Here is a 20,761-nt window from a genome sequence, read left to right as displayed (position 1 = left end):
GCGGACCCGTCCCCGAGCCGGGCACACCCGCCCCCAAGCCCGGCACACCGGACACCAGGCCCCCAGCAGTAGCCCCACCCCCAGCAGCCACCCCCACCCCAGCAGCAGCCCCACCCCCGGCCCCCGCCTGGCCCCCCGGCGTCGAGCCACCCCGCGGCCCGGCGGCCCGCCCCCCGGCACCCCGCCACCCTCCCTCCGCGGCGCCCCCCGCCTCACCCCCGCCCACGGATCCGCCCACGGACCGCCGTACAGACGGCCGTACAGACGGCCGCACGGACCGCCGTACAGACAGCCGCACGGACCACCCCACGAATCCCCCCGCACCCCCCACCTACCGCGCCCCCGCCCCCTGGACCCCCGCCACCCCCTCCGGCCCCGTCACCTTCCCCTCCGCGCCCGAGCGGCCCGCCGCGTCGCCCACGCGGCCCTCCACCGAGAGCAGCGCCGCCACCGCCGCGGCCTCGCACCCCCCGAAGGCCCCGGCGGAGCCGGAGGGGCAGGAGGCCGTCGGCGAGACCCCGGAGCTCCCCGCCAGGGCGTACGTGGGGGACGGGCCCCCGACCTACGAAGCCGAGCCGACCGGGCTGCCCGCCGCCGACCCGGACGACCTCGGCAGCCTCGTCGCCGACACCGTGCTCGACGGTGCCCGGTACGGCGCCAGCACGCTGCGCGCGGCTTCCGTCCGCGGGGACTCCGCCCGGTACCGGGCCGAGCCGCGCCGGGACGCGCTGCTCACCGCCCGCTTCGGCACCGGCGATGACGCCCTCGTCCTGGTCGCCATGGCCACCGGAGCCCGCGCCACGGCGGGCGCCCACCGCGCGGCGGCCGACGCCTGCGCCTGGATCGGCCGGGCCGTGGGCCGCAGCCACGCCCGGCTCGCCCAGGACATCAGGGCCGCGCGGCGCGGCGACCTGAAGTCGGGCCTGCACCGCCTCACCGACCGCAGCCTCGGCAAGCTGCGCGCACGCGCCGCCGACCTCGGGCTCGAACCGGAGGAGTACACGGCCTCGCTGCGCTGTCTGCTGCTGCCCGCCGACCCGCGCTGCCGCACCCGGGTGTTCTTCGGCGTCGGCTCCGGCGGCCTGTTCCGGCTGCGCGGCGGCGAGTGGCAGGACATCGAACCGCGCGTCGCCACCACCACGGGCGCCGCCGTCGTCGGCTTCGGCTCGCCGCCCGCCGAGACCCCCGAGGGCGACCGGCTCACCATGGACCTGGGCATCACCACGCCCCCGAGCCCGTACGAACCGGCGCCCGCCCCGCCCCGCGACCCCTTCCGCTTCCGCGCCTCCGTCGCCCGCCCGGGCGACACGCTGCTGTTGTGCACCGGCGGCCTCGCCGAACCGCTGCGCGGCGAGCCCGAGCTGGCCCGGCACCTGACCCGCCGGTGGGCCGAGGGTGGGCCGCCCGGCCTCGCCGCGTTCCTCGCCGACACCCAAGTACGGGTCAAGGGATACGCCGATGATCGTACGGCCGCGGCCGTTTGGGAGGCGTGAGCGCGGCCCCTGTGAATTCATGGACCCATAGCGACCGAAGGGGTGCATGAAGACATGGCCAAGCAGAACGTCGCCGAGCAGTTCGTCGACATCCTCGTCCGCGCCGGGGTCAAGCGGCTCTACGGAGTGGTCGGCGACAGCCTCAATCCCGTCGTCGACGCGATCCGGCGCACCCCGCGGATCGATTGGATCCAGGTCAGGCACGAGGAGACCGCCGCCTTCGCGGCCGGAGCGGAGGCCCAGGTCACCGGCACCCTCGCCGCCTGCGCGGGCTCCTGCGGCCCCGGCAACCTGCACCTCATCAACGGCCTCTACGACGCCCACCGCTCCATGGCCCCGGTGCTCGCCCTGGCCTCCCACATCCCCTCCTCCGAGATCGGCCTCGGCTACTTCCAGGAGACCCACCCCGACCAGCTGTTCCGCGAGTGCAGTCACTACAGCGAACTGATCTCCAGCCCGAAGCAGATGCCGCGCCTGCTCCAGACCGCCATCCAGCACGCCGTGGGGCAGTCCGGCGTCAGCGTCGTCTCGCTGCCCGGCGACATCGCCTCCGAGCCCGCCCCGGACAAGGCCGCCGAGACGGCCCTGGTCACCGCGCGCCCCTCCGTGCGCCCCGGCGACGCCGAGATCGACAAGTTCGCCGCGATGATCGACGAGGCGGACAAGGTCACGCTGTTCTGCGGCAGCGGCACCGCGGGGGCGCACGCCGAGGTCATGGCCTTCGCCGAGAAGCTCAAGGCCCCGGTCGGGCACGCCCTGCGCGGCAAGGAGTGGATCCAGTACGACAACCCGTACGACGTGGGCATGAGCGGACTGCTCGGCTACGGCGCCGCGTACGAGGCGACCCACGAGTGCGACCTGCTGATCCTGCTCGGCACCGACTTCCCCTACAACGCCTTCCTGCCCGACGACGTGAAGATCGTCCAGGTCGACGTACGGCCCGAGAACCTGGGGCGCCGCTCCCGCCTCGACCTCGCGGTCTGGGGCGACGTGCGCGAGACGCTGCGCTGTCTGACCCCGCGCGTCTCGCCGAAGAGCAACCGCAAGTTCCTCGACAAGATGCTCAAGAAACACGCCGACGCGCTCGAAGGCGTGATCAAGGCCTACACCCGCAAGGTCGAGAAGCACGTACCGATCCACCCCGAGTACGTGGCGTCGGTCCTCGACGACCTGGCGGACGACTCCGCGGTCTTCACCGTCGACACCGGCATGTGCAACGTCTGGGCGGCCCGCTACCTCACCCCGAACGGCAAGCGCCGCATCATCGGCTCCTTCAGCCACGGCTCCATGGCGAACGCGCTGCCGCAGGCGATCGGCGCCCAGTTCACCGACCGCAAACGGCAGGTCGTCTCCCTGTCGGGCGACGGCGGCTTCTCCATGCTGATGGGCGACTTCCTCACGCTCGTGCAGTACGACCTGCCGGTGAAGGTGGTCCTCTTCAACAACTCGTCCCTGGGGATGGTGGAGCTGGAGATGCTCGTCGCGGGCCTGCCCTCGTACGGCACCGCCAACCACAACCCGGACTTCGCCGCCGTGGCCCGGGCGGCCGGGGCCTACGGCGTCCGCGTGGAGAAGCCCAAGCAACTCGCCGGCGCCCTCAAGGACGCCTTCGCCCACAAGGGCCCCGCCCTCGTCGACATCGTCACCGACCCCAACGCCCTCTCCATCCCCCCGAAGATCAGCTCCGACATGGTCACCGGCTTCGCCCTCTCCGCCAGCAAGATCGTCCTCGACGGAGGGGTGGGCCGCATGGTCCAGATGGCCCGCTCCAACTTGCGCAACATCCCTCGGCCTTGAGCCCTAGCGGGGCTCCCCAATCCCGCCCCTTCCCGATCCGGGGGCTGCCGCCCCCGTGCCCCCGCTTTTTCGGCGCTCCGCGCCTCGTCCTCAAACTCCCCCAAGCTCTTAAGGAGCAGGGGGTACCCCCTCGACGGGCTGGATGGTGCCGCTTGCGGCAGGTTTTAGCCCGTCCGGCGTTTGAGGACGAGCGCGCCAGCGCGATGAACGGGCGGGGAGCCAGGGGCGGCAAGGCTCAGCTGCCTGCGAAGTGTTCCGTGACCAACGTGTGCACCACCGGCAGGTCGCCCGCGATCAGCGCGTCCAGGAGGGTCGTGTGCTCGGCCGCGTCCGCGACGAGGTCCGCGCGGCGGGGGTGGACGGGGCCGGTGACCAGGGGCCACTGGGAGCGGCGGTGCAGGTCGTCGGCGACCTGGACGAGCTGCCCGTTGCCGGAGAGCCCGAGCAGGGCCCGGTGGAAGGCCCGGTCCGCGTCCGCGTAGCGGGCCCGGTCACCGGCCGCCGCGGCCACCACCGTGGCCTCCGCGAGCGGCCGCAGCGCCTCCCACCGCCCGGCGGGCACGCTGCGGGCGAGCCGCAGCATCACCGGCACCTCTATCAGGGCCCGCACCTCGGCCAGCTCCCCGAGCTCCCGCGCGCCGCGCCGCAGGACCCGGAACCCCCGGTTCGGCACGACCTCGACCGCGCCTTCGAGGGCGAGCTGCTGCATGGCCTCGCGCACGGGCGTCGCGGACACACCGAAGCGCTCCCCGAGGGCGGGTGCCGAGTACACCTCGCCGGGCGCGAGGTCGCCGTCGACGAGCGCGGCCCGCAGGGCGTCGAGGACCTGCCCGCGCACGGAGCTGCGCCGCACGCCGCCGCGCGCCCCCTGGTCGTCGTTCCCCGTCCCGGCCTGCTCCGGGACCCTCGCGGTGGCGCAGCGGGCGGAGGCCTCCGCCGCGCGCGCTCCGGCCCGCTCCACTGTCTACCTCCCGCTCCCGCGCTCCCGCGCCCCACCCGTCGCGTAAGGGATCGCGGCGTACGCGAAACGTACGACCCGAATCACCCGAGAAGCACCTTAGGCGGACCGCACTCCAGTTGAAACCTCGATCATGTTGGGTAAGGTTAGGCTTACCTGCAATCGATCGTGATTCGGCGGTCCCGCATGTCCCTTCCCACCCTGGAGCCCGGCGCCCGGCACTCGGCGCCCCGCCACAGTCCCGTCACGGGCGCCTACGCCCGGCTCACCGAGGTGTACCCCGGGCTGCGGATCCAGGAGCTGGCCGAGGACGAACAGGCGCCCCAGGGCGACGGCTGGGTCTCCGTCGCGCGGCTCGCCGCGGCCGGGCCGGAGTTCGAGGAGTTCCTCGCCTGGGACGAGGCGCAGGTCCTCAAGGACTACGGCGTGCGTGCCCGGCCCGACGTCGTGGCCAGCTTCGCGCTGCACCGCTACGCCTGGCCCGCCGTGCTGCTGTTCACCGTGCCGTGGTTCCTGCACCGCCGCGTGCCGCGCTACCCCGTGGAGCACGTCTCCTTCCAGCGCGCGCTCGGCAAGCTGGCCGTGCGCCCCACCACCTTCGCCTGCCTGCCGGGCGACCCGGCGGCGGCACTGCCCGGCGCCACCGTCGTAGCGGACGAGGAGGCGCTGCGCGCCGAGGTGCGGGCCGCCGTGGCCGAGCACCTGGGTCCGCTGCTCGACGGCTTCGGGCCGCGCATGCGCCGCCGCGGGCGGGCGCTGTGGGCCATGGCGACGGACGAGATCGTCGAGGGCATCTGGTACGTCGCCCACCTCCTCGGCGAGGAGCGGCGCGCCACCGCCGAGCTCGAGCGACTGCTCCCCGGCGCCACCAAGCCGTACGTCGGCACGGCCGCGTTCCGCGAGCTGACCGGGCCGAACGGCGAGAAGCTGCCCACCCGCGACCGCGCGAGCTGCTGCATGTTCTACACGCTGCGGCCCGAGGAGACCTGCGTCACCTGCCCGCGCATGTGCGACACGGACCGCGCCGCCAAGCTGGCCGCCGCGGCCGCGGCTTGACGCGCTCCGGCCCGTCCCGCCACCCCCGCGCGCCCGCCTAATCGAACTCAACTCGCATATTCCTGGCAGTAGTTCGAACGATTCCCGGCGTGGCGCGGTCCTTGCCACCCACTTGGCGTCCTCTTGCCGGAAAACCCCTTGAGCGCCGTCGGGCGTGGGTCACTATGGCGCCCGAAACGCCCTACCGCGACGCAAGGGACCCCAGATGAGACTGACCGACATATCGCTGGACTGGCTGCTGCCCGGCGGCGTCCTGCTCTTGGGCATGGCAGTGGCGGTGGCGGTGCTCGCACGGGGCAAGAAAGCCCAGACGAAGGCGGCCGCCGCCGACGACTCGTGGGAACGCAGCGAGGAGCGCCGCAGGCGCAAGGAAGCCCTCTACGGCACCGCCTCCTACGTCCTCCTCTTCTGTTGCGCGGCCGTCGCCGCGGCCCTCTCCTTCCACGGCCTGGTCGGCTTCGGTCGGCAGAACCTGAACCTGTCGGGCGGCTGGGAGTACCTGGTGCCGTTCGGGCTCGACGGGGCCGCGATGTTCTGCTCCGTGCTCGCGGTGCGCGAGGCCAGCCACGGCGACGCGGCGCTCGGCTCGCGGCTCCTGGTGTGGACGTTCGCGGGGGCCGCCGCCTGGTTCAACTGGGTGCACGCGCCGCGCGGCCTCGGCCACGCGGGCGCGCCCCAGTTCTTCGCCGGGATGTCCCTGTCCGCGGCCGTCCTCTTCGACCGGGCCCTCAAGCAGACCCGCCGCGCGGCCCTGCGCGAACAGGGCCTCGTACCGCGGCCGCTGCCGCAGATCCGGATCGTACGGTGGCTGCGGGCGCCCCGGGAGACGTTCGGCGCGTGGTCGCTGATGCTCCTGGAAGGCGTGCGCACGCTCGACGAGGCGGTCGAGGAGGTGCGCGAGGACCGGCGCGAGAAGGAGCAGGCCCGGACGCGCCGCCGCGACCAGGAGAAGCTGGAGCGGGCGCAGCTGAAGGCCATCAGCCGGGGCCGTGGCTACCACGGGCGCGGAGGTCGGCAGGTCGACGTCCAGGCCGTGGCGCCGTCGGTGGGGTCCGCGCAGGTCGGCGCGGACCCTGCCATAGCGGCTCCGCCGCAGCAGGAGCAGTTGCCCGTACGGTCGCGTCCCTCCCTCCAGGCCGTCAAGGGCGGCCCTGAGACCGTCACGGTCGATCTCACGGCCGAGGACGATACGCAGACGATTCCGCGCCTCGACTCGCTGGAGCGCAAGCTGAAGGACCTGGAACAACAGTTCGGCTAACCCTCGCGGTGCGCCCCAGACCCGCCCCTTCCCGAACCGGGGGCTCCGCCCCCGTGCCCCCGTTTGTCGGCGCTCCGCGCCTCGTCCTCAAACTCCCCCAAGCTCTTAAGGAGCAGGGGGTACCCCCTCGACGGGCTGAAAGTCCCCGGTGCGGGCCGCAGACGACATGCGGCCCGCAGGGGCACTAATCAGCCCGTCCGGCGCTTGAGGACGAGCGCGCCAGCGCGATGAACGGGCGGGGTGCCAGGGGCAGCCGCCCCTGGTTCGGGAAGGGGCGGGTCTGGGGCGCCGCCGCGAGGGCTAGAAGCCGTCCGTGTCCAGTTCGAACCACACCGCCTTGCCCACGCCATGCGCCCGCACCCCCCACGCGTCCGCGAGGGACTGGACGAGCATCAGGCCACGCCCGTGCGTGGCGTCGCCCGCCGCGGGCGCCCGCACCCGCGGCCGCCGTCCCACGAAGTCCCGGACCTCCACCCGCAGCCGCCGCGGCCCCACCGTCGCCGTCAGGACCGCGTCCCGGTCGGTGTGCACCAGGGCGTTCGTGACCAGCTCACTGGTGAGGAGCTCGGCCACGTCGGACTTGCCGGAGCGCCCCCAGCAGCGCCGCAGCAGGTCCCGCAGCGCCGCGCGGGCCTCGGACACCGCCCTGAGGTCGGAACGCCCCAGTCTGCGCCGCAGCTGGAGCCCGCTCTCGCTCGTCACGCCGTCGACTTGATGGTCCTCTCGTCTCACCGGGGCCGCCCCCCAACCGACGGCGGCACCTCCTTGCGCGTACCTGACCATGACCCCCGCCCACAAGTCCGTCATCGAACATGCTCACGGGATGCATGCCCGCCCCACTTGGGCCCACTCATGTCCATTCGTCAACCAACGAAACGGATGCGCCGATGGGTTGAGGGGAAGTGAAGCCGAGTACCACTCGGGATCGACCATGTGGAGGAGCCGCCGTGCACGACGACCGACGTCTGGTGGAGGAGCGCCTGGAACGCGCGGTGCGGCAGTTCATCCGCCCCGCCCAGTACGCGGACCGCGTGCCGCTCGCGCTCTCCGTGTGGCACGCGCCCGGCAATGGGGCCTCCCCTGCTCGAGCGGAGCCGAGAGCTTGGGGAACCGTGCCGGTCGCCGAGGCGCTCACGGCGTCGTACGAGCCCTTCGACGCCGGTACGGCCTGGGGAAAGCCCTGGTCGACGAGTTGGTTCCGCATGGAAGGGCAGGTGCCCGAGGCGTGGCGCGGGCGGCGGGTGGAGGCGGTCGTCGATCCGGGGTTCACCGGCGAAGGGCCCGGGTTCCAGGCGGAGGGCCTGGTCCACGACGCCGCCGGGGTCCCGCTCAAGGGCATTCACCCGCGCAACCGGCACGTGCCCGTCGCGGCCCCCGCCGAGGGCGGTGAGCCGGTGCACCTGCTGCTGGAGGCGGCGGCCAACCCGGCGGTCCTGCACGACTTCGTGCCGACCCGGCTCGGCGACGTCCTGACCGCGGGCGATCGGCCGATGTACCGATTCGCCGCTGCCGACCTGGCCGTACTCGACGAGGCCGTCTGGCATCTGCTCCTGGACATCGAGGTCCTGGCCGAGCTGATGGGCGAACTGGACGCGGCGCGGCCGCGGCGCCACGAGATCCTGCGCGCCCTGGAGGACATGCTCGACGCGCTCGACCCGCACGACGTACGGGGGACCGCCGCGGCGGCGCGCGCGGAGCTGGCCGAGGTGCTCGCGCGCCCCGCGCACGCCAGCTCCCACCGCGTGTCGGCTGCCGGGCACGCGCACATCGACTCGGCGTGGCTGTGGCCACTGCGCGAGACGGTGCGCAAGGCGTCCCGGACGTTCGCCAATGTGACGGCGCTCGCGCGCGACTACCCGGAGCTGGTCTTCGCCTGCTCACAGGCACAGCAGTACGCGTGGGTGAAGGAGCACCAGCCGCACATCTGGGAGCGGATCAAGAAGGCGGTGGCGGCGGGGAACTGGGCGCCCGTCGGCTCGATGTGGGTGGAGTCGGACGCGAACATGCCGGGCGGGGAGGCCCTGGCCCGGCAGCTCGTGCACGGCAAGCGGTTCTTCCAGGAGGAGTTCGGGGTCGACACCGAGGAGATCTGGCTGCCCGACTCCTTCGGGTACACGGCCGCCTTCCCGCAGCTCGCGCGGCTCGCGGGCGTGCGCTGGTTCCTCACCCAGAAGCTGAGCTGGAACCAGTCCAACAAGATGCCGCACCACACGTTCTGGTGGGAGGGCATCGACGGCACCCGCGTGTTCACGCACTTCCCGCCCGTGGACACCTACAACTCCCAGTTCCTCGGCTCCGAACTGGCCCACGCCGAGCGGAACTTCGCTGAGAAGGGGCGCGCGACCCGCTCCCTGGTGCCGTTCGGCTGGGGCGACGGCGGGGGCGGGCCCACCCGCGAGATGCTGGAGCGGGCCCGCAGGCTGCGCTCCCTGGAGGGCTCGCCCCGGGTCGAGATCGAGCGGCCCTCGGCGTTCTTCGCGGCGGCCGAGGAGGAGTACGGCGAGCGGGCGCCGGTGTGGTCCGGCGAGCTGTATCTGGAGCTGCACCGGGCGACGTACACGACGCAGGCGGCGACCAAGCGCGGCAACCGACGCAGCGAACACGCCCTCAGGGAAGCCGAGTTGTGGTGCGCGACGGCCGCGCTCAGGGACCCCGCGTACGCCTATCCGTACGACGCCCTCGACCGGCTGTGGAAGACGGTCCTGCTGCACCAGTTCCACGACATCCTGCCGGGTTCGTCCATCGCCTGGGTGCACCGGGAGGCGCGGGACACCTACGCGCGCGTGCTCGCCGAGCTGGACGGCATCACGGCGGACGCGGTACGGCACCTGGGCGCCGGTGACGTCTGCGTCCTGAACGCGTCGCCGTACGCGCGCAGCGAGGTCGTCGAGCACGACGGCGCGCTCACCCATGTGCACGTGGGCCCGCTCGGCACCCGCAGCCTTGCCGCCGCCGCAGGTCACGAGCGCGCCCCGGAGGCGGTGACGTCGGCGACGCGGACCGGCACCGAGATCATCCTGACGAACGGGCACCTGCGCGTCACCGTCGACGCCGACGGGCTGCTCGCCTCCGTACGGGACCTGGACCACGACCGCGAGGTCCTCGCGCCCGGGTCCCGCGGCAACCTCCTCCAGCTGCACCCGGACCACCCCACCCGTTACGACGCCTGGGACCTGGACCAGCACTACCGCCACCGGCACGCCGACCTGACGGCCGCCGAGTCCGTGGAGCTGGTCGAGGACGGGCCGCTGCGCGCCTGTGTACGGGTCGTACGCGCCTTCGGTGACGGCTCGCGGATCACGCAGGAGCTGCGGCTCGCGGCGGGCAGCCGCCGCCTCGACGTGGTCACGGACGTGGACTGGCGCGAGTCGGAGAAGGTGCTCAAGGCCGCGTTCCCGCTGGACGTGCACGCCGAACGGTCCACGGCGGAGATCCAGTTCGGGCACGTGCACCGGCCGACGCACGCCAACACCGGCTGGGACGCGGCCCGGTTCGAGATCTGCGCGCACCGGTGGCTGCGGGTGGGCGAGGACGGGTACGGGGTCGCGGTACTCAACGACTCGACGTACGGCCACGACGTGACGCGCGCCGAGCACGCCGAGGGGCTCGGCACGACCGTGCGCCTCACGCTGCTTCGGGCGCCGCACAGCCCCGACCCGGACACGGACGTGGGGACGCACCGGTTCACGTACGCGCTGCTCCCGGGGGCGGAGGTCGGGGACGCCGTGGCCGAGGGCCTCGCGCTGAACCTGCCGGTGCGGGTGGCGGAGACGGGGGACGTGGCGCCGCTCGTGCGGGTCGACCATCCGGGGGTGACGGTGGAGTCGGTGAAGCTCGCGGAGGATCGGAGCGGGGATGTGGTGGTGCGGCTGTACGAGTCCCGGGGCGGGCGGGCTCGGGCGGTGCTGACCTCGGCGTTCGCCGTCGCCCGCGCCGAGGTCACGGACCTCCTGGAGCGCCCCCTGCACCCCGCCGCCACCACCGGCGCGGGGCTCTCCCTCTCCCTGCGGCCCTTCCAGATCGTGACGCTGCGACTCCGCCCGGCGTAGGCCTCGCGGCGCGCCCCAGGCCCGCCCCTTCCCGATTCCTGGGGCTCCGCCCCAGACCCCGCTCCTCAAACGCCGGAGGGGCTATTCATAGCCCGTCCGGCGTTTGAGGACGAGGCGCGGAGCGCCGAAAAAGCGGGGGCGCGGGGGCGGCAGCCCCCGGATCGGGAAGGGGCGGGTCTGGGGCGCCCCGCGAGGGTTATGCCGCCGGGGCCGGTGGGGTGAGTTGGGGGGCCAGCCAGGAGGGGACGCCGCCGAGGAGGCGGAAGAGGCGGGTGGCTTCGGCGCGGAGGCGGGAGGCCTCGGGTTCGGGTTCGGCGTTGGCGAGGGCGGCGAGGGCGGGGGCGGTGCCGACCAGGAACCCCAACTCCTCGCGCAGCCGCAGGGATTCGGAGAAGCCGTGCCGGGCCTCCGCCAACTCCCCTTCGCGCAGGGCGAGTCCGGCGAGGTGCCGCCAGGTGAAGGAGAGGAGGAGGGAATCCTCGTGCGCGGTGGCCCCGGCGTGCGCGCGCCGGTACGCGGCCCGCGCGGCCTGCGGCGAGTCGGCGAGGTGCTCGGCGACCAGGCCACGGCGGAAGTCCAGCAAAGCCCGCCCGGCGGCCCCGGGCGCGAGCAGCGCGGCGGCGCGGCCGAGCGCGGTACGGGCCTCGTCGGCGCGGTCGCGTACGCCCAACACGGTCGCCGCGTAGGCGAGTTGGCCCCGCTCGCAGGCGGCGGCCCCGCGCGCGTCGTCATCGTCGGCGACGGCCTCCGCGGTCCGCAGGCCGTCCTCGGCCTCGGCCCAGCCCTCCCCGGTGAACAGGCAGCGCTCGACGAGCAGCGAGGTTCTCTGGAGCGCGGCGGCCGCGCCCTCCCGGGGCGCGAGCAGTGCTGCGGCGTCGGTCCAGCAGCCGCGCGAGCGCAGCCGCCATACCGCGGTCTGGAGTGGATCGTGCCCTGAGCCATTTCCCGTACCAGACATGGCGGTATGCGCCACGTTGCCCTCCCCTAGCGCACCATTGAGCTGTTGAGTCGTGGGCGAATCTCAGCACGGAACGGCGCGCGGGGCCAAGGGGGTGGGTGAAGGATTTCACAAAGTTGGGGGAGGCGGATGGTGTGGTTTTGGGCTGAGCCGACCGGCGCGCGCCCGCGCCCGTGGCTCAGCTCATCCGCAATGCCAAGAAGAAATCCAGCTTGTCCTCCAGGCGCGCGAGGTCACGGCCCGTCAACTGCTCGATTCGGCCCACGCGGTAGCGCAGCGTGTTGACGTGCAGGTGCAGCCGGGTCGCGCAGCGCGTCCAGGAGCCGTCGCAGTCGAGGAACGCCTCCAGGGTGGGGATGAGCTCCGCGCGGTGGCGGCGGTCGTACTCGCGCAGCGGATCGAGGAGGCGGGCCGTGAACGCGCGGCGCACGTCGTCGGGCACGAACGGCAGCAGCAGCACGTGCGACGCCAGCTCCTGGTGGCCCGCGGCGCAGACCCGGCCGGGGCGGGCGGCCGCGACCCGGCGGGCGTGCCGGGCCTCCTCCAGGGCGCCGCGCAGGCCCTCCGCGGAGTGCACGGCGGCGCTGACGCCGAGGGTGAGGCGGCCGTCGTCGGCGAGGCCCGCCGTCAGGGGCTCGCGCACGGCGGCGAGGAGGGCGTCGGCGAGCAGGCCCGCGTCGCCGCCCTCGGCCTCCGGGGACATCGCGGGCAGTGGCACGAGCGCGACGGCCTCGTCGCCGGTGTGCGCGACGGCGATCCGGTCCGACGGGTCGGGGCCCGCGGTCGCCGGGTCGACGAGGATCTCCTCCAGGAGCGCCTGGGCGACCGGGCCGCTCTCGATGCCCGCGCGGCGCCCGCCGTCGATCGAGGACCCCGAGGGCTCGCCCGCCCGGCGCCCGCCGGCGTCGGCCGCGGGCCCGCCCTGGACCTCGTCCCACTCCACCCGGGCCACCACGACCTGCCAGTGCGGGGCCGCGCCGAGCCCGGGCAGGAGCACCGGCGCCGCGACCCGCAGGCGGGCGGCGATCTCGGCGGGCGCGGCACCCGTCTGGACCAGTTCGAGGACCTCCTGCGCGAGGCGGCGGCGCACCGTGCGCGCCGCGTCCCTGCGGTCCCGCTCGACGGCGATCAGCTGGGTGACGCCCTGGAGCAGGTCGAGCCGCTCCTCGGGCCAGTCGCCCGCGTCGGCCTCGACGGCGAGCAGCCAGTCGGACAGGACGCTCTCGCGGACGTCCCGGGAGGCGCCCGCGCCGCCCCGGCCGCTGGAGCGGATGGGGAACAGCGAGTACGTGACCCCGTCCACGCTCACCCGGTGCGGCCCGCGCCGCCCGGTGCGGGCGGCGGCCAGGTGCTCCCCGGCGAGCCGGGCGCGGATCCGGGCCGAGAGGCCGGGCGCGCCCGCGGCCGCTCCGGCGATGGCGCGCCCGGCGGGGGACAGGACCCAGGCGCGCAGGTCCAGGTCGGAGCCGAGCAGGTCGAGGACGACGTCCGGGCCGCCGCCCGCGGGGCCCGAGGTCATCAGGCGCCGGTGCCGGTCCACGACGGCCGCGAGGTCCCCGGCGCGCTCGCCCGAGACCTGGCGCACGACGTGCTCGGTGATCGTCGCGAACGCCACCGACTCGTTGACGGCGAAGAGCGGGAGCCGGTGGCGGGCGCAGGCCTGGACGAGGTCGTCGGGGATGTCGCCCAGCTCGGCCTCGCCCGCCGCGAGCGCCGCGACCCCGGCGGTCGCGAGGATCCGTACGAACGGCTCCGTGTCGGCGGCGTCCCGGCGCCAGGCGAGGCCGGTGAGGACCAGCTCGCCGCCGCCCAGATAGCGGCTGGGGTCGCGCAGGTCCGTGGTCATCACGCCGCGGACGGTGCGGTCGAGCTCGTCCTCGCCGCCGAGCAGCCTGAGGCCAAGGGCGTCGGTGTCAAGGAGTGCGCGCAGCCGCATCGTGTCGTCGCCGCCGATCTGTCTCGATTTCGTGTGTGCCCGGCCGCGCCGGGGGTTCCGGGGACCGCGGGCCTCGGTGTCCTGGCGGTTTCCCGGGGGATGCCGCGAGGTTGCCGGGGCCTGTTCTTCATACGAATCTACAAGACTCACGGCTTGGCCAGCTAACTCCTTCATGGTTTCGGTGACTGACCCCATGGGAGGAGCGGGCGGTGTACTTGCCCCACTCCGCGTTAACAGGACATGAACGAGCAGTCGAGAGGCCTACGGCCCACGTGGCCGGATCGATCGCCTCCACTCGGAAGGCGCACCACCGCCACCACCCGGAAGGCGGACGGCCGCGTCCCCCGGAAGACCGCGCCCGGCGTTCACGATCAGCAGCAGCGCCGCCGGTCACGCAGCACCGCGTACCAGCACGGCGTACCGGCACCGCGTACGCGCACCGAGCACGATGACGACGCACGATTACGAAGAGAGAGCCACTCATGGACTTCCTTCGCCCCGCCAGCTGGGAGGAGGCGCTCGCCGCGAAGGCCGAGCACCCCACGGCTGTGCCGATCGCGGGTGGCACCGACGTCATGGTCGAGATCAACTTCGACCACCGGCGTCCGGAGTACCTCCTGGACCTGGGCCGCATCGGTGAGCTGCGGGAGTGGGAGGTCGGCGAGGACTCCGTCCGGCTCGGCGCCTCCGTTCCGTACACCCACATCATGGAGCACCTGCGCGCCGAGCTGCCCGGCCTCGCGCTCGCCTCGCACACCGTGGCGTCGCCGCAGATCCGCAACCGCGGCGGCGTCGGCGGCAACCTGGGCACCGCGTCCCCGGCCGGTGACGCCCATCCGGCGCTCCTCGCCGCGGGCGCCGAGGTCGAGGCGGAGTCCGTGCGCGGCACCCGGCTGATCCCGATCGACGACTTCTACACCGGGGTGAAGCGCAACGCGCTCGCCCCCGACGAGCTGATCAGGGCCGTGCACATCAAGAAGGCGGAGGGCCCGCAGCAGTACTCGAAGGTCGGCACCCGCAACGCGATGGTGATCGCCGTGTGCGCCTTCGGCATCGCGCTGCACCCCGGGAGCCGCACCGTGCGCACCGGCATCGGCTCGGCCGCCCCGACCCCGATCCGCGCGCAGGCGGCCGAGGACTTCCTGAACGCGGCGCTCGACGAGGGCGGCTTCTGGGACAGCAGGAAGATCATCACCCCGTCGGTCGCCAAGCAGTTCGCGGACCTGGTCTCCGGCGCCGCCAACCCGATCGACGACGTCCGCGGTACGGCGAGCTACCGTCGCCACGCCGTCGGCATCATGGCCCGCCGCACGCTCGGCTGGACCTGGGAGTCCTACCGCGGCGCGGGCCGCGGCACGGAGGGAGTCGCGTAATGCGTGTCAACTTCACGGTCAACGGCCGTCCGCAGGAAGCCGACGACGTGTGGGAGGGCGAGTCCCTGCTGTACGTGCTGCGCGAGCGGCTCGGTCTTCCCGGGTCGAAGAACGCCTGCGAGCAGGGCGAGTGCGGCTCCTGCACCGTCCGCCTCGACGGGGTGCCGGTGTGCGCCTGCCTGGTCGCGGCCGGGCAGGTGGAGGGGCGCGAGGTCGTCACCGTCGAGGGCCTCGCGGACTTCGCCAAGCAGCGCGCGGAGCACGGCGGTTGCGCCACCGACGCCACCGGCTCCTGCGGGGTCTCCCTGGACCAGGCCAAGCGCTGGCAGGCCTCGGGCGACTCCCGGACCGGCGAGGGCGCCGAACTCTCGCCCGTCCAGCAGGCGTTCATCGACGCGGGCGCCGTCCAGTGCGGCTTCTGCACCCCGGGCCTGCTCGTCGCCGCCGACGAGATGCTGGAGCGCAACCCGGACCCGACGGACGCCGACATCCGCGAGGCCCTCTCCGGCAACCTGTGCCGCTGCACGGGCTACGAGAAGATCCTGGACGCGGTCCGCCTCGCCGCCGCGCGCCAGACCCAGGAGGTCTGAGGCCATGGCCGACACCCGCACCACGGGCATCCCCGCCGACGTCACCCAGGGCTCGCAGACCAAGGGCGGCATCGGCGAGTCCACGCTCCGCCCGGACGGCGTCCTCAAGGTCACCGGCGAGTTCGCGTACTCGTCCGACATGTGGCACGAGGACATGCTGTGGGGCCAGATCCTGCGCTCCCCGGTCGCGCACGCCGAGATCGTCTCCATCGACACCGGCGCGGCCCTGGCGACCGCGGGCGTCTACGCGGTCCTCACCTACGACGACCTGCCGACCGAGGTGAAGAACTACGGCCTGGAGATCCAGGACACCCCGGTCCTCGCCCACGGCAAGGTCCGCCACCACGGCGAGCCGGTGGCCCTCGTGGCCGCCGACCACCCGGAGACCGCGCGCCGCGCCGCCGCCAAGATCAAGGTCGAGTACCGCGAGCTGCCCGTCATCACCGACGAGGCGAGCGCCGTGGCGCCGGACGCGGTCCTCGTCCACGAGGGCCGCGACGACCACCACGCGGGCCACGTCCCGCACCCGAACATCGTGCACCGCCAGCCGATCGTCCGCGGCGACGCGGACGAGGCCGCGAAGCGGGCCGACGTGATCGTCACGGGCGACTACACCTTCGGCATGCAGGACCAGGCCTTCCTCGGCCCCGAGTCCGGCCTCGCCGTGCCCGGCGAGGACGGCGGCGTCGACCTGTACGTGGCCACCCAGTGGCTGCACTCGGACCTCAAGCAGATCGCCCCCGTCCTCGGGCTGCCCGAGGACAAGGTCCGGATGACGCTCGCGGGCGTCGGCGGCGCCTTCGGCGGCCGCGAGGACCTGTCGATGCAGATCCACGCCTGCCTCCTTGCGCTGCGCACCGGCAAGCCGGTCAAGATCGTCTACAACCGCTTCGAGTCCTTCTTCGGGCACGTCCACCGCCACCCCGCCAAGCTCCACTACGAGCACGGGGCCACCAAGGACGGCAAGCTCACCCACATGAAGTGCCGGATCGTCCTGGACGGCGGCGCGTACGCCTCCGCGTCCCCGGCCGTGGTCGGCAACGCCTCCTCGCTGAGCGTCGGCCCCTACGTCGTCGACGACGTGGACATCGAGGCGATCGCGCTGTACACCAACAACCCGCCCTGCGGCGCCATGCGCGGCTTCGGCGCGGTCCAGGCGTGCTTCGCGTACGAGGCGCAGATGGACAAGCTGGCCGCCGAGCTCGGCATGGACCCCGTCGAGTTCCGGCAGCTCAACGCCATGGAGCAGGGCACGATCATGCCGACCGGGCAGCCGGTCGACTCGCCCGCCCCGGTCGCCGAACTCCTGCGCCGGGTCAAGGCGATGCCGCTGCCGCCGGAGCGCCAGTGGGAGACCACCGAGGGCTCGGACGTGCGCCAGCTGCCCGGCGGCCTGTCCAACACCACGCACGGCGAGGGCGTCGTCCGCGGCGTCGGCTACGCGGTCGGCATCAAGAACGTCGGCTTCTCCGAGGGCTTCGACGACTACTCGACGGCCCGGGTCCGCATGGAGGTCGTCGCGGGCGAGCCGGTCGTCACCGTGCACACCGCGATGGCCGAGGTCGGCCAGGGCGGCGTCACCGTGCACGCGCAGATCGCCCGCACCGAGCTGGGTGTCACGCAGGTGACGATCCACCCGGCCGACACCCAGGTGGGCAGCGCGGGCTCGACGTCCGCGTCCCGGCAGACGTACGTCACCGGCGGCGCGGTCAAGAACTCCTGCGAGGCCGTGCGCGAGAGGGTCCTGGAGCTGGGCCGCGCCAAGTTCGGCACGTACCACCCGGCGTGGGCCACCGCCGAACTCCTCCTGGAGGGCGGCAAGGTCGTCACCGACGGCGGCGAGGTCCTGGCCGACCTCGTGGACGTCCTTCAGGGCGAGGCCGTCGACATCGAGCTGGAGTGGCGCCACCGGCCCACCGAGCCGTTCGACCTGCGCACCGGGCAGGGCAACGGCCACGTCCAGTACTCCTTCGCCGCGCACCGCGCCGTCGTCGAGGTCGACACCGAGCTCGGCCTCGTCAAGGTCATCGAACTGGCCTGCGCGCAGGACGTCGGCAAGGCGCTCAACCCGCTCTCCGTCCTCGGCCAGATCCAGGGCGGCACCATCCAGGGCATGGGCATCGCGGTGATGGAGGAGATCGTCGTCGACCCCAAGACGGCGAAGGTCAGGAACCCCTCCTTCACGGACTATCTGCTCCCGACCATCCTCGACACGCCGACCATCCCGGTCGACGTGCTCGAACTCGCCGACGAGCACGCCCCGTACGGCCTTCGTGGCATCGGCGAGGCCCCGACCCTGTCGTCGACACCCGCGGTCCTCGCCGCCATCCGCGCCGCGACCGGGCTCGAACTGAACAGGACGCCGGTACGTCCGGAGCACCTCACCGGTACCGCATAGGCGGCCGCCGTCGCTGTGGGCAGGCGTTCCGCTGGGCGGAACGGGTGGGCACAGCGACGGCACCCCGGCGCCGGGCGGCCGACCACCCGACGGTCACCCGGTCCCGCAGCAGTCCAGTACCACGCTTACGTTCGCCTCGGGCCGTCCCCCGGGTCGTGCAGCCAACACACCATCCCAAATCCCGCCGCCCGACGCGGGTGCCCCTTTGAACCTTGGGAGTTAGGCACCATGACCCAGCAGTCCATGGAGCCCAGGACCACCGCGGAGGACGCGGGCCGCGGCGCGCGCGTCCCCGCCGGACGGTCCTGGCTCGACCGGTACTTCCACATATCCCACCGGGGATCGACGGTCGCGCGTGAGGTGCGCGGCGGCATCACGACCTTCATGGCGATGGCCTACATCGTCCTGCTCAACCCCCTGATCCTGTCCGGCAAGGACGCCGCGGGCGACACGATGGGGCAGAAGGCCCTCATCACCGCGACGGCCTTCGCCGCGGCCGTCACCACCCTGCTCATGGGCTTCGTCGGCAAGGTGCCGCTCGCCCTGGCAGCCGGGCTCTCGGTGTCCGGGGTGATCGCCTCGCAGGTGGCGCCCGAGATGACGTGGCCGCAGGCCATGGGCATGTGCGTGATGTACGGCGTGGTGATCATGCTGCTTGTGGTCACCGGGCTGCGCGAGATGATCATGAACGCGATCCCGCTCGCCCTCAAGCACGGCATCACCATGGGCATCGGCCTGTTCATCGCCATCATCGGCCTGGTCAAGGGCGGCTTCGTCCACCAGGGCAAGGCGACCCCGCTCACCCTCGGCCCCGCCGGTGAGCTGTCCGGATGGCCCGTCCTGCTCTTCGCGGGCACGCTGCTGCTGATCTTCATGCTCCAGGCCCGGGAGACGCCCGGCGCGATCCTCATCGGCATCGTGACCGGCACGGTCGTCGCCGTCGCCCTGAACGCGATGGACGTCATCGACCCCGGGCAGTGGGCGAACGGCGCCCCCGAGCTGCACGGCAGCGCCGTCTCCACACCCGACTTCGGGCTCTTCGGAGACGTCGAGTTCGGCGGCTGGGGCGAGGTCGGCGCGATGACGGTCGGCATGATCGTCTTCACCCTGGTCCTCGCGGGCTTCTTCGACGCCATGGCCACGATCATCGGCGTCGGCACCGAGGCCAACCTCGCCGACGACAAGGGCCGCATGCCCGGCCTGTCCAAGGCCCTGTTCATCGACGGCGCGGGCGGCGCGATCGGCGGCGTCGCGGGCGGCTCGGGACAGACCGTCTTCGTGGAGTCCGCGACGGGCGTGGGAGAGGGCGCCCGTACGGGCCTGGCCTCGGTCGTCACCGGCCTGTTCTTCGCCGCGTGCCTGTTCTTCACGCCGGTGACCGCGATCGTCCCGCAGGAGGTCGCGTCCGCCGCGCTCGTCGTCATCGGAGCGATGATGATGATGAACGCCCGGCACGTCGACTGGGCCGACCGAGCCACCGCGATCCCGGTCTTCCTGACCGTGGTCCTGATGCCCTTCACCTACACCATCACCACCGGTGTGGCGGCGGGCGTCATCAGCTGGGTCGCCATCAAGGTCGCCCAGGGCAAGGCGCGGGAGATCGGGGCCTTCATGTGGGGCCTGACCGTGGTCTTCCTCGTGTACTTCGCCCTCAACCCGATAGAGAGCTGGCTCGGCGTCCACTAGGCACGCGCACCCGCTCGACGTATCCGAACCCCCGAGGAGACCGACATGCTGGACATCGCCGAAGAGCTGCACCGGTGGGTCGAGCAGGGGCGCGACTTCGCGGTCGCCACCGTCGTGGCGACCGGCGGCAGCGCGCCCCGGCAGCCCGGCGCCGCGCTCGCCGTCGACCGTGACGGCACGGCGATCGGCTCGGTCTCCGGCGGCTGTGTCGAGGGCGCTGTCTACGAGCTGTGCCAGCAGGCCCTCGAAGACGGCGAGACCCGCGTCGAACGCTTCGGCTACAGCGACGACGACGCCTTCGCCGTGGGCCTGACCTGCGGCGGCGTCATCGACATCCTCATCACGCCGGTTCGCGCGGACGCTCCCGCGCGGCCGGTGTTCGCCGCCGCGCTCGCCGCCGCGGCCCGGGGCGGGGCGGCGGCGCTGGCGCGGATCACCGCGGGCCCCGATGAGCTGCTCGGCCGCGCGCTGCTGGTGCGCGGCGACGCGGCGCCCGGGGCCCACGAGGGCGGCCTCGGGGGCCACCCCGAGCTGGACCAGGCGGTGGCGGGGGAGGCCCGCGCCCTGCTCGACGCGGGCCGCACGGGCACCGTGGAGATCGGCGCCGACGGCTCCCGCTGCGGGCAGCCGCTCACCGTCCTGGTCGAGTCGTCCGTGCCGCCGCCCCGGATGATCGTCTTCGGCGCGATCGACTTCGCCTCGGCGCTCGTCAGGGTCGGCAAGTTCCTCGGCTACCACGTGACCGTGTGCGACGCGCGGCCCGTCTTCGCGACCCGCGTCCGCTTCCCCGACGCCGACGAGATCGTGGTGCGCTGGCCGCACGAGTACCTCGCGGACACCGAGGTCGACGGCCGGACCGTGCTGTGCGTGCTCACCCACGACGCCAAGTTCGACGTGCCGCTGCTCCGGCTCGCGCTGCGCCTGCCGGTCGCGTACGTCGGCGCGATGGGCTCGCGCCGCACCCACCTGGACCGCGCGGCGCGCCTGCGCGAGGTCGGCGTCACGGACCTGGAGCTGGCCCGGCTCCGCTCCCCGATCGGCCTGGACCTCGGGGCGCGTACGCCCGAGGAGACCGCGCTGTCCATCGCGGCGGAGGTGGTGGCGAACCGCAGGGGCGGCGGCGGCCGCTCCCTGACGGGCGCCCACACCCCCATCCACCACGACGGTCCGCCGCCCCGCGATATCACCTCGGTGGCGTGAGCCCCGGCC

Annotated in this window: 14 protein-coding genes; 10 read left to right on the top strand and 4 right to left on the bottom strand. The window is 73.5% G+C overall.

All coding sequences use genetic code 11. From position 1 onward, the window contains the following. Nucleotides 1-542 precede the first annotated feature (542 nt). Together ACIG3E_RS20815 and ACIG3E_RS20810 are read left to right on the top strand one after the other, a co-directional pair. Complete coding sequence (locus ACIG3E_RS20815) at nucleotides 543-1,493, top strand: protein phosphatase 2C domain-containing protein (RefSeq protein ID WP_399618335.1); 951 nt, start codon at nucleotides 543-545, stop codon at nucleotides 1,491-1,493. A gap of 54 nt (nucleotides 1,494-1,547) precedes the next feature. Next, entirely contained in the window at nucleotides 1,548-3,290 is a 1,743-nt protein-coding gene (locus tag ACIG3E_RS20810) for a pyruvate dehydrogenase (protein WP_399618333.1), read from the top strand. Between the two features lie 235 nt (nucleotides 3,291-3,525). Here ACIG3E_RS20810 and ACIG3E_RS20805 read toward each other — a convergent pair whose 3' ends face one another. Beyond that, nucleotides 3,526-4,251, bottom strand: a complete 726-nt coding sequence (locus tag ACIG3E_RS20805; protein WP_399618330.1) for a GntR family transcriptional regulator — start codon at nucleotides 4,249-4,251, stop codon at nucleotides 3,526-3,528. Between the two features lie 183 nt (nucleotides 4,252-4,434). Between ACIG3E_RS20805 and ACIG3E_RS20800 the strand changes: the two genes are divergently transcribed. Continuing rightward, on the top strand, nucleotides 4,435-5,304 hold the full coding sequence (locus ACIG3E_RS20800) for a (2Fe-2S)-binding protein (RefSeq protein WP_399618328.1): 870 nt from the start codon (nucleotides 4,435-4,437) through the stop codon (nucleotides 5,302-5,304). Between the two features lie 205 nt (nucleotides 5,305-5,509). After that, nucleotides 5,510-6,562 carry a DUF2637 domain-containing protein gene (locus ACIG3E_RS20795; RefSeq protein WP_366795170.1) on the top strand — a complete coding sequence of 351 codons (1,053 nt, stop codon included), beginning with the start codon at nucleotides 5,510-5,512 and terminating at the stop codon, nucleotides 6,560-6,562. A gap of 300 nt (nucleotides 6,563-6,862) precedes the next feature. Here ACIG3E_RS20795 and ACIG3E_RS20790 read toward each other — a convergent pair whose 3' ends face one another. Beyond that, nucleotides 6,863-7,264 carry an ATP-binding protein gene (locus ACIG3E_RS20790; RefSeq protein WP_399618324.1) on the bottom strand — a complete coding sequence of 134 codons (402 nt, stop codon included), beginning with the start codon at nucleotides 7,262-7,264 and terminating at the stop codon, nucleotides 6,863-6,865. Nucleotides 7,265-7,509: 245 nt separating this feature from the next. Here ACIG3E_RS20790 and ACIG3E_RS20785 point away from each other — a divergent pair, with 245 nt between their 5' ends. Beyond that, a complete protein-coding gene (locus ACIG3E_RS20785) occupies nucleotides 7,510-10,611 on the top strand; it encodes an alpha-mannosidase (protein ID WP_399618321.1) in 3,102 nt (1,033 codons plus the stop codon). 196 nt (nucleotides 10,612-10,807) lie between these two features. Here ACIG3E_RS20785 and ACIG3E_RS20780 read toward each other — a convergent pair whose 3' ends face one another. Beyond that, nucleotides 10,808-11,584 (bottom strand): hypothetical protein, encoded by a 777-nt coding sequence (locus ACIG3E_RS20780; protein WP_399618318.1) that lies wholly within the window; start codon nucleotides 11,582-11,584, stop codon nucleotides 10,808-10,810. A gap of 163 nt (nucleotides 11,585-11,747) precedes the next feature. Further along, on the bottom strand, nucleotides 11,748-13,505 hold the full coding sequence (locus ACIG3E_RS20775; RefSeq protein WP_399618315.1) for a PucR family transcriptional regulator: 1,758 nt from the start codon (nucleotides 13,503-13,505) through the stop codon (nucleotides 11,748-11,750). Between the two features lie 482 nt (nucleotides 13,506-13,987). On the opposite strand from ACIG3E_RS20775, the gene ACIG3E_RS20770 reads away from it, so the two are divergent. From ACIG3E_RS20770 to ACIG3E_RS20750, 5 genes are all read left to right on the top strand, one after another. Then, nucleotides 13,988-14,878 (top strand): FAD binding domain-containing protein, encoded by an 891-nt coding sequence (locus ACIG3E_RS20770; protein WP_399618313.1) that lies wholly within the window; start codon nucleotides 13,988-13,990, stop codon nucleotides 14,876-14,878. Further along, on the top strand, nucleotides 14,878-15,468 hold the full coding sequence (locus tag ACIG3E_RS20765; protein ID WP_399618310.1) for a (2Fe-2S)-binding protein: 591 nt from the start codon (nucleotides 14,878-14,880) through the stop codon (nucleotides 15,466-15,468). The genes ACIG3E_RS20770 and ACIG3E_RS20765 overlap by 1 nt, the downstream gene beginning before the upstream one ends. A 4-nt stretch (nucleotides 15,469-15,472) precedes the next feature. Further along, nucleotides 15,473-17,866 (top strand): xanthine dehydrogenase family protein molybdopterin-binding subunit, encoded by a 2,394-nt coding sequence (locus ACIG3E_RS20760; protein ID WP_399618307.1) that lies wholly within the window; start codon nucleotides 15,473-15,475, stop codon nucleotides 17,864-17,866. Nucleotides 17,867-18,094: 228 nt separating this feature from the next. Continuing rightward, nucleotides 18,095-19,552, top strand: coding sequence for an NCS2 family permease (locus tag ACIG3E_RS20755; protein ID WP_399618305.1), 1,458 nt, complete (start codon nucleotides 18,095-18,097; stop codon nucleotides 19,550-19,552). A 45-nt stretch (nucleotides 19,553-19,597) separates the two neighbouring features. Beyond that, nucleotides 19,598-20,752, top strand: a complete 1,155-nt coding sequence (locus ACIG3E_RS20750) for an XdhC family protein (protein ID WP_399618303.1) — start codon at nucleotides 19,598-19,600, stop codon at nucleotides 20,750-20,752. The last annotated feature ends 9 nt before the right edge of the window (nucleotides 20,753-20,761 follow it).

Source organism: Streptomyces sp. NPDC053474 (genome assembly GCF_044544845.1).
Taxonomy (GTDB): Bacteria; Actinomycetota; Actinomycetes; order Streptomycetales; family Streptomycetaceae; genus Streptomyces.
Note: the sequence above shows the minus strand (reverse complement) of the source record. Positions and strands in the feature narration are given on the sequence as shown.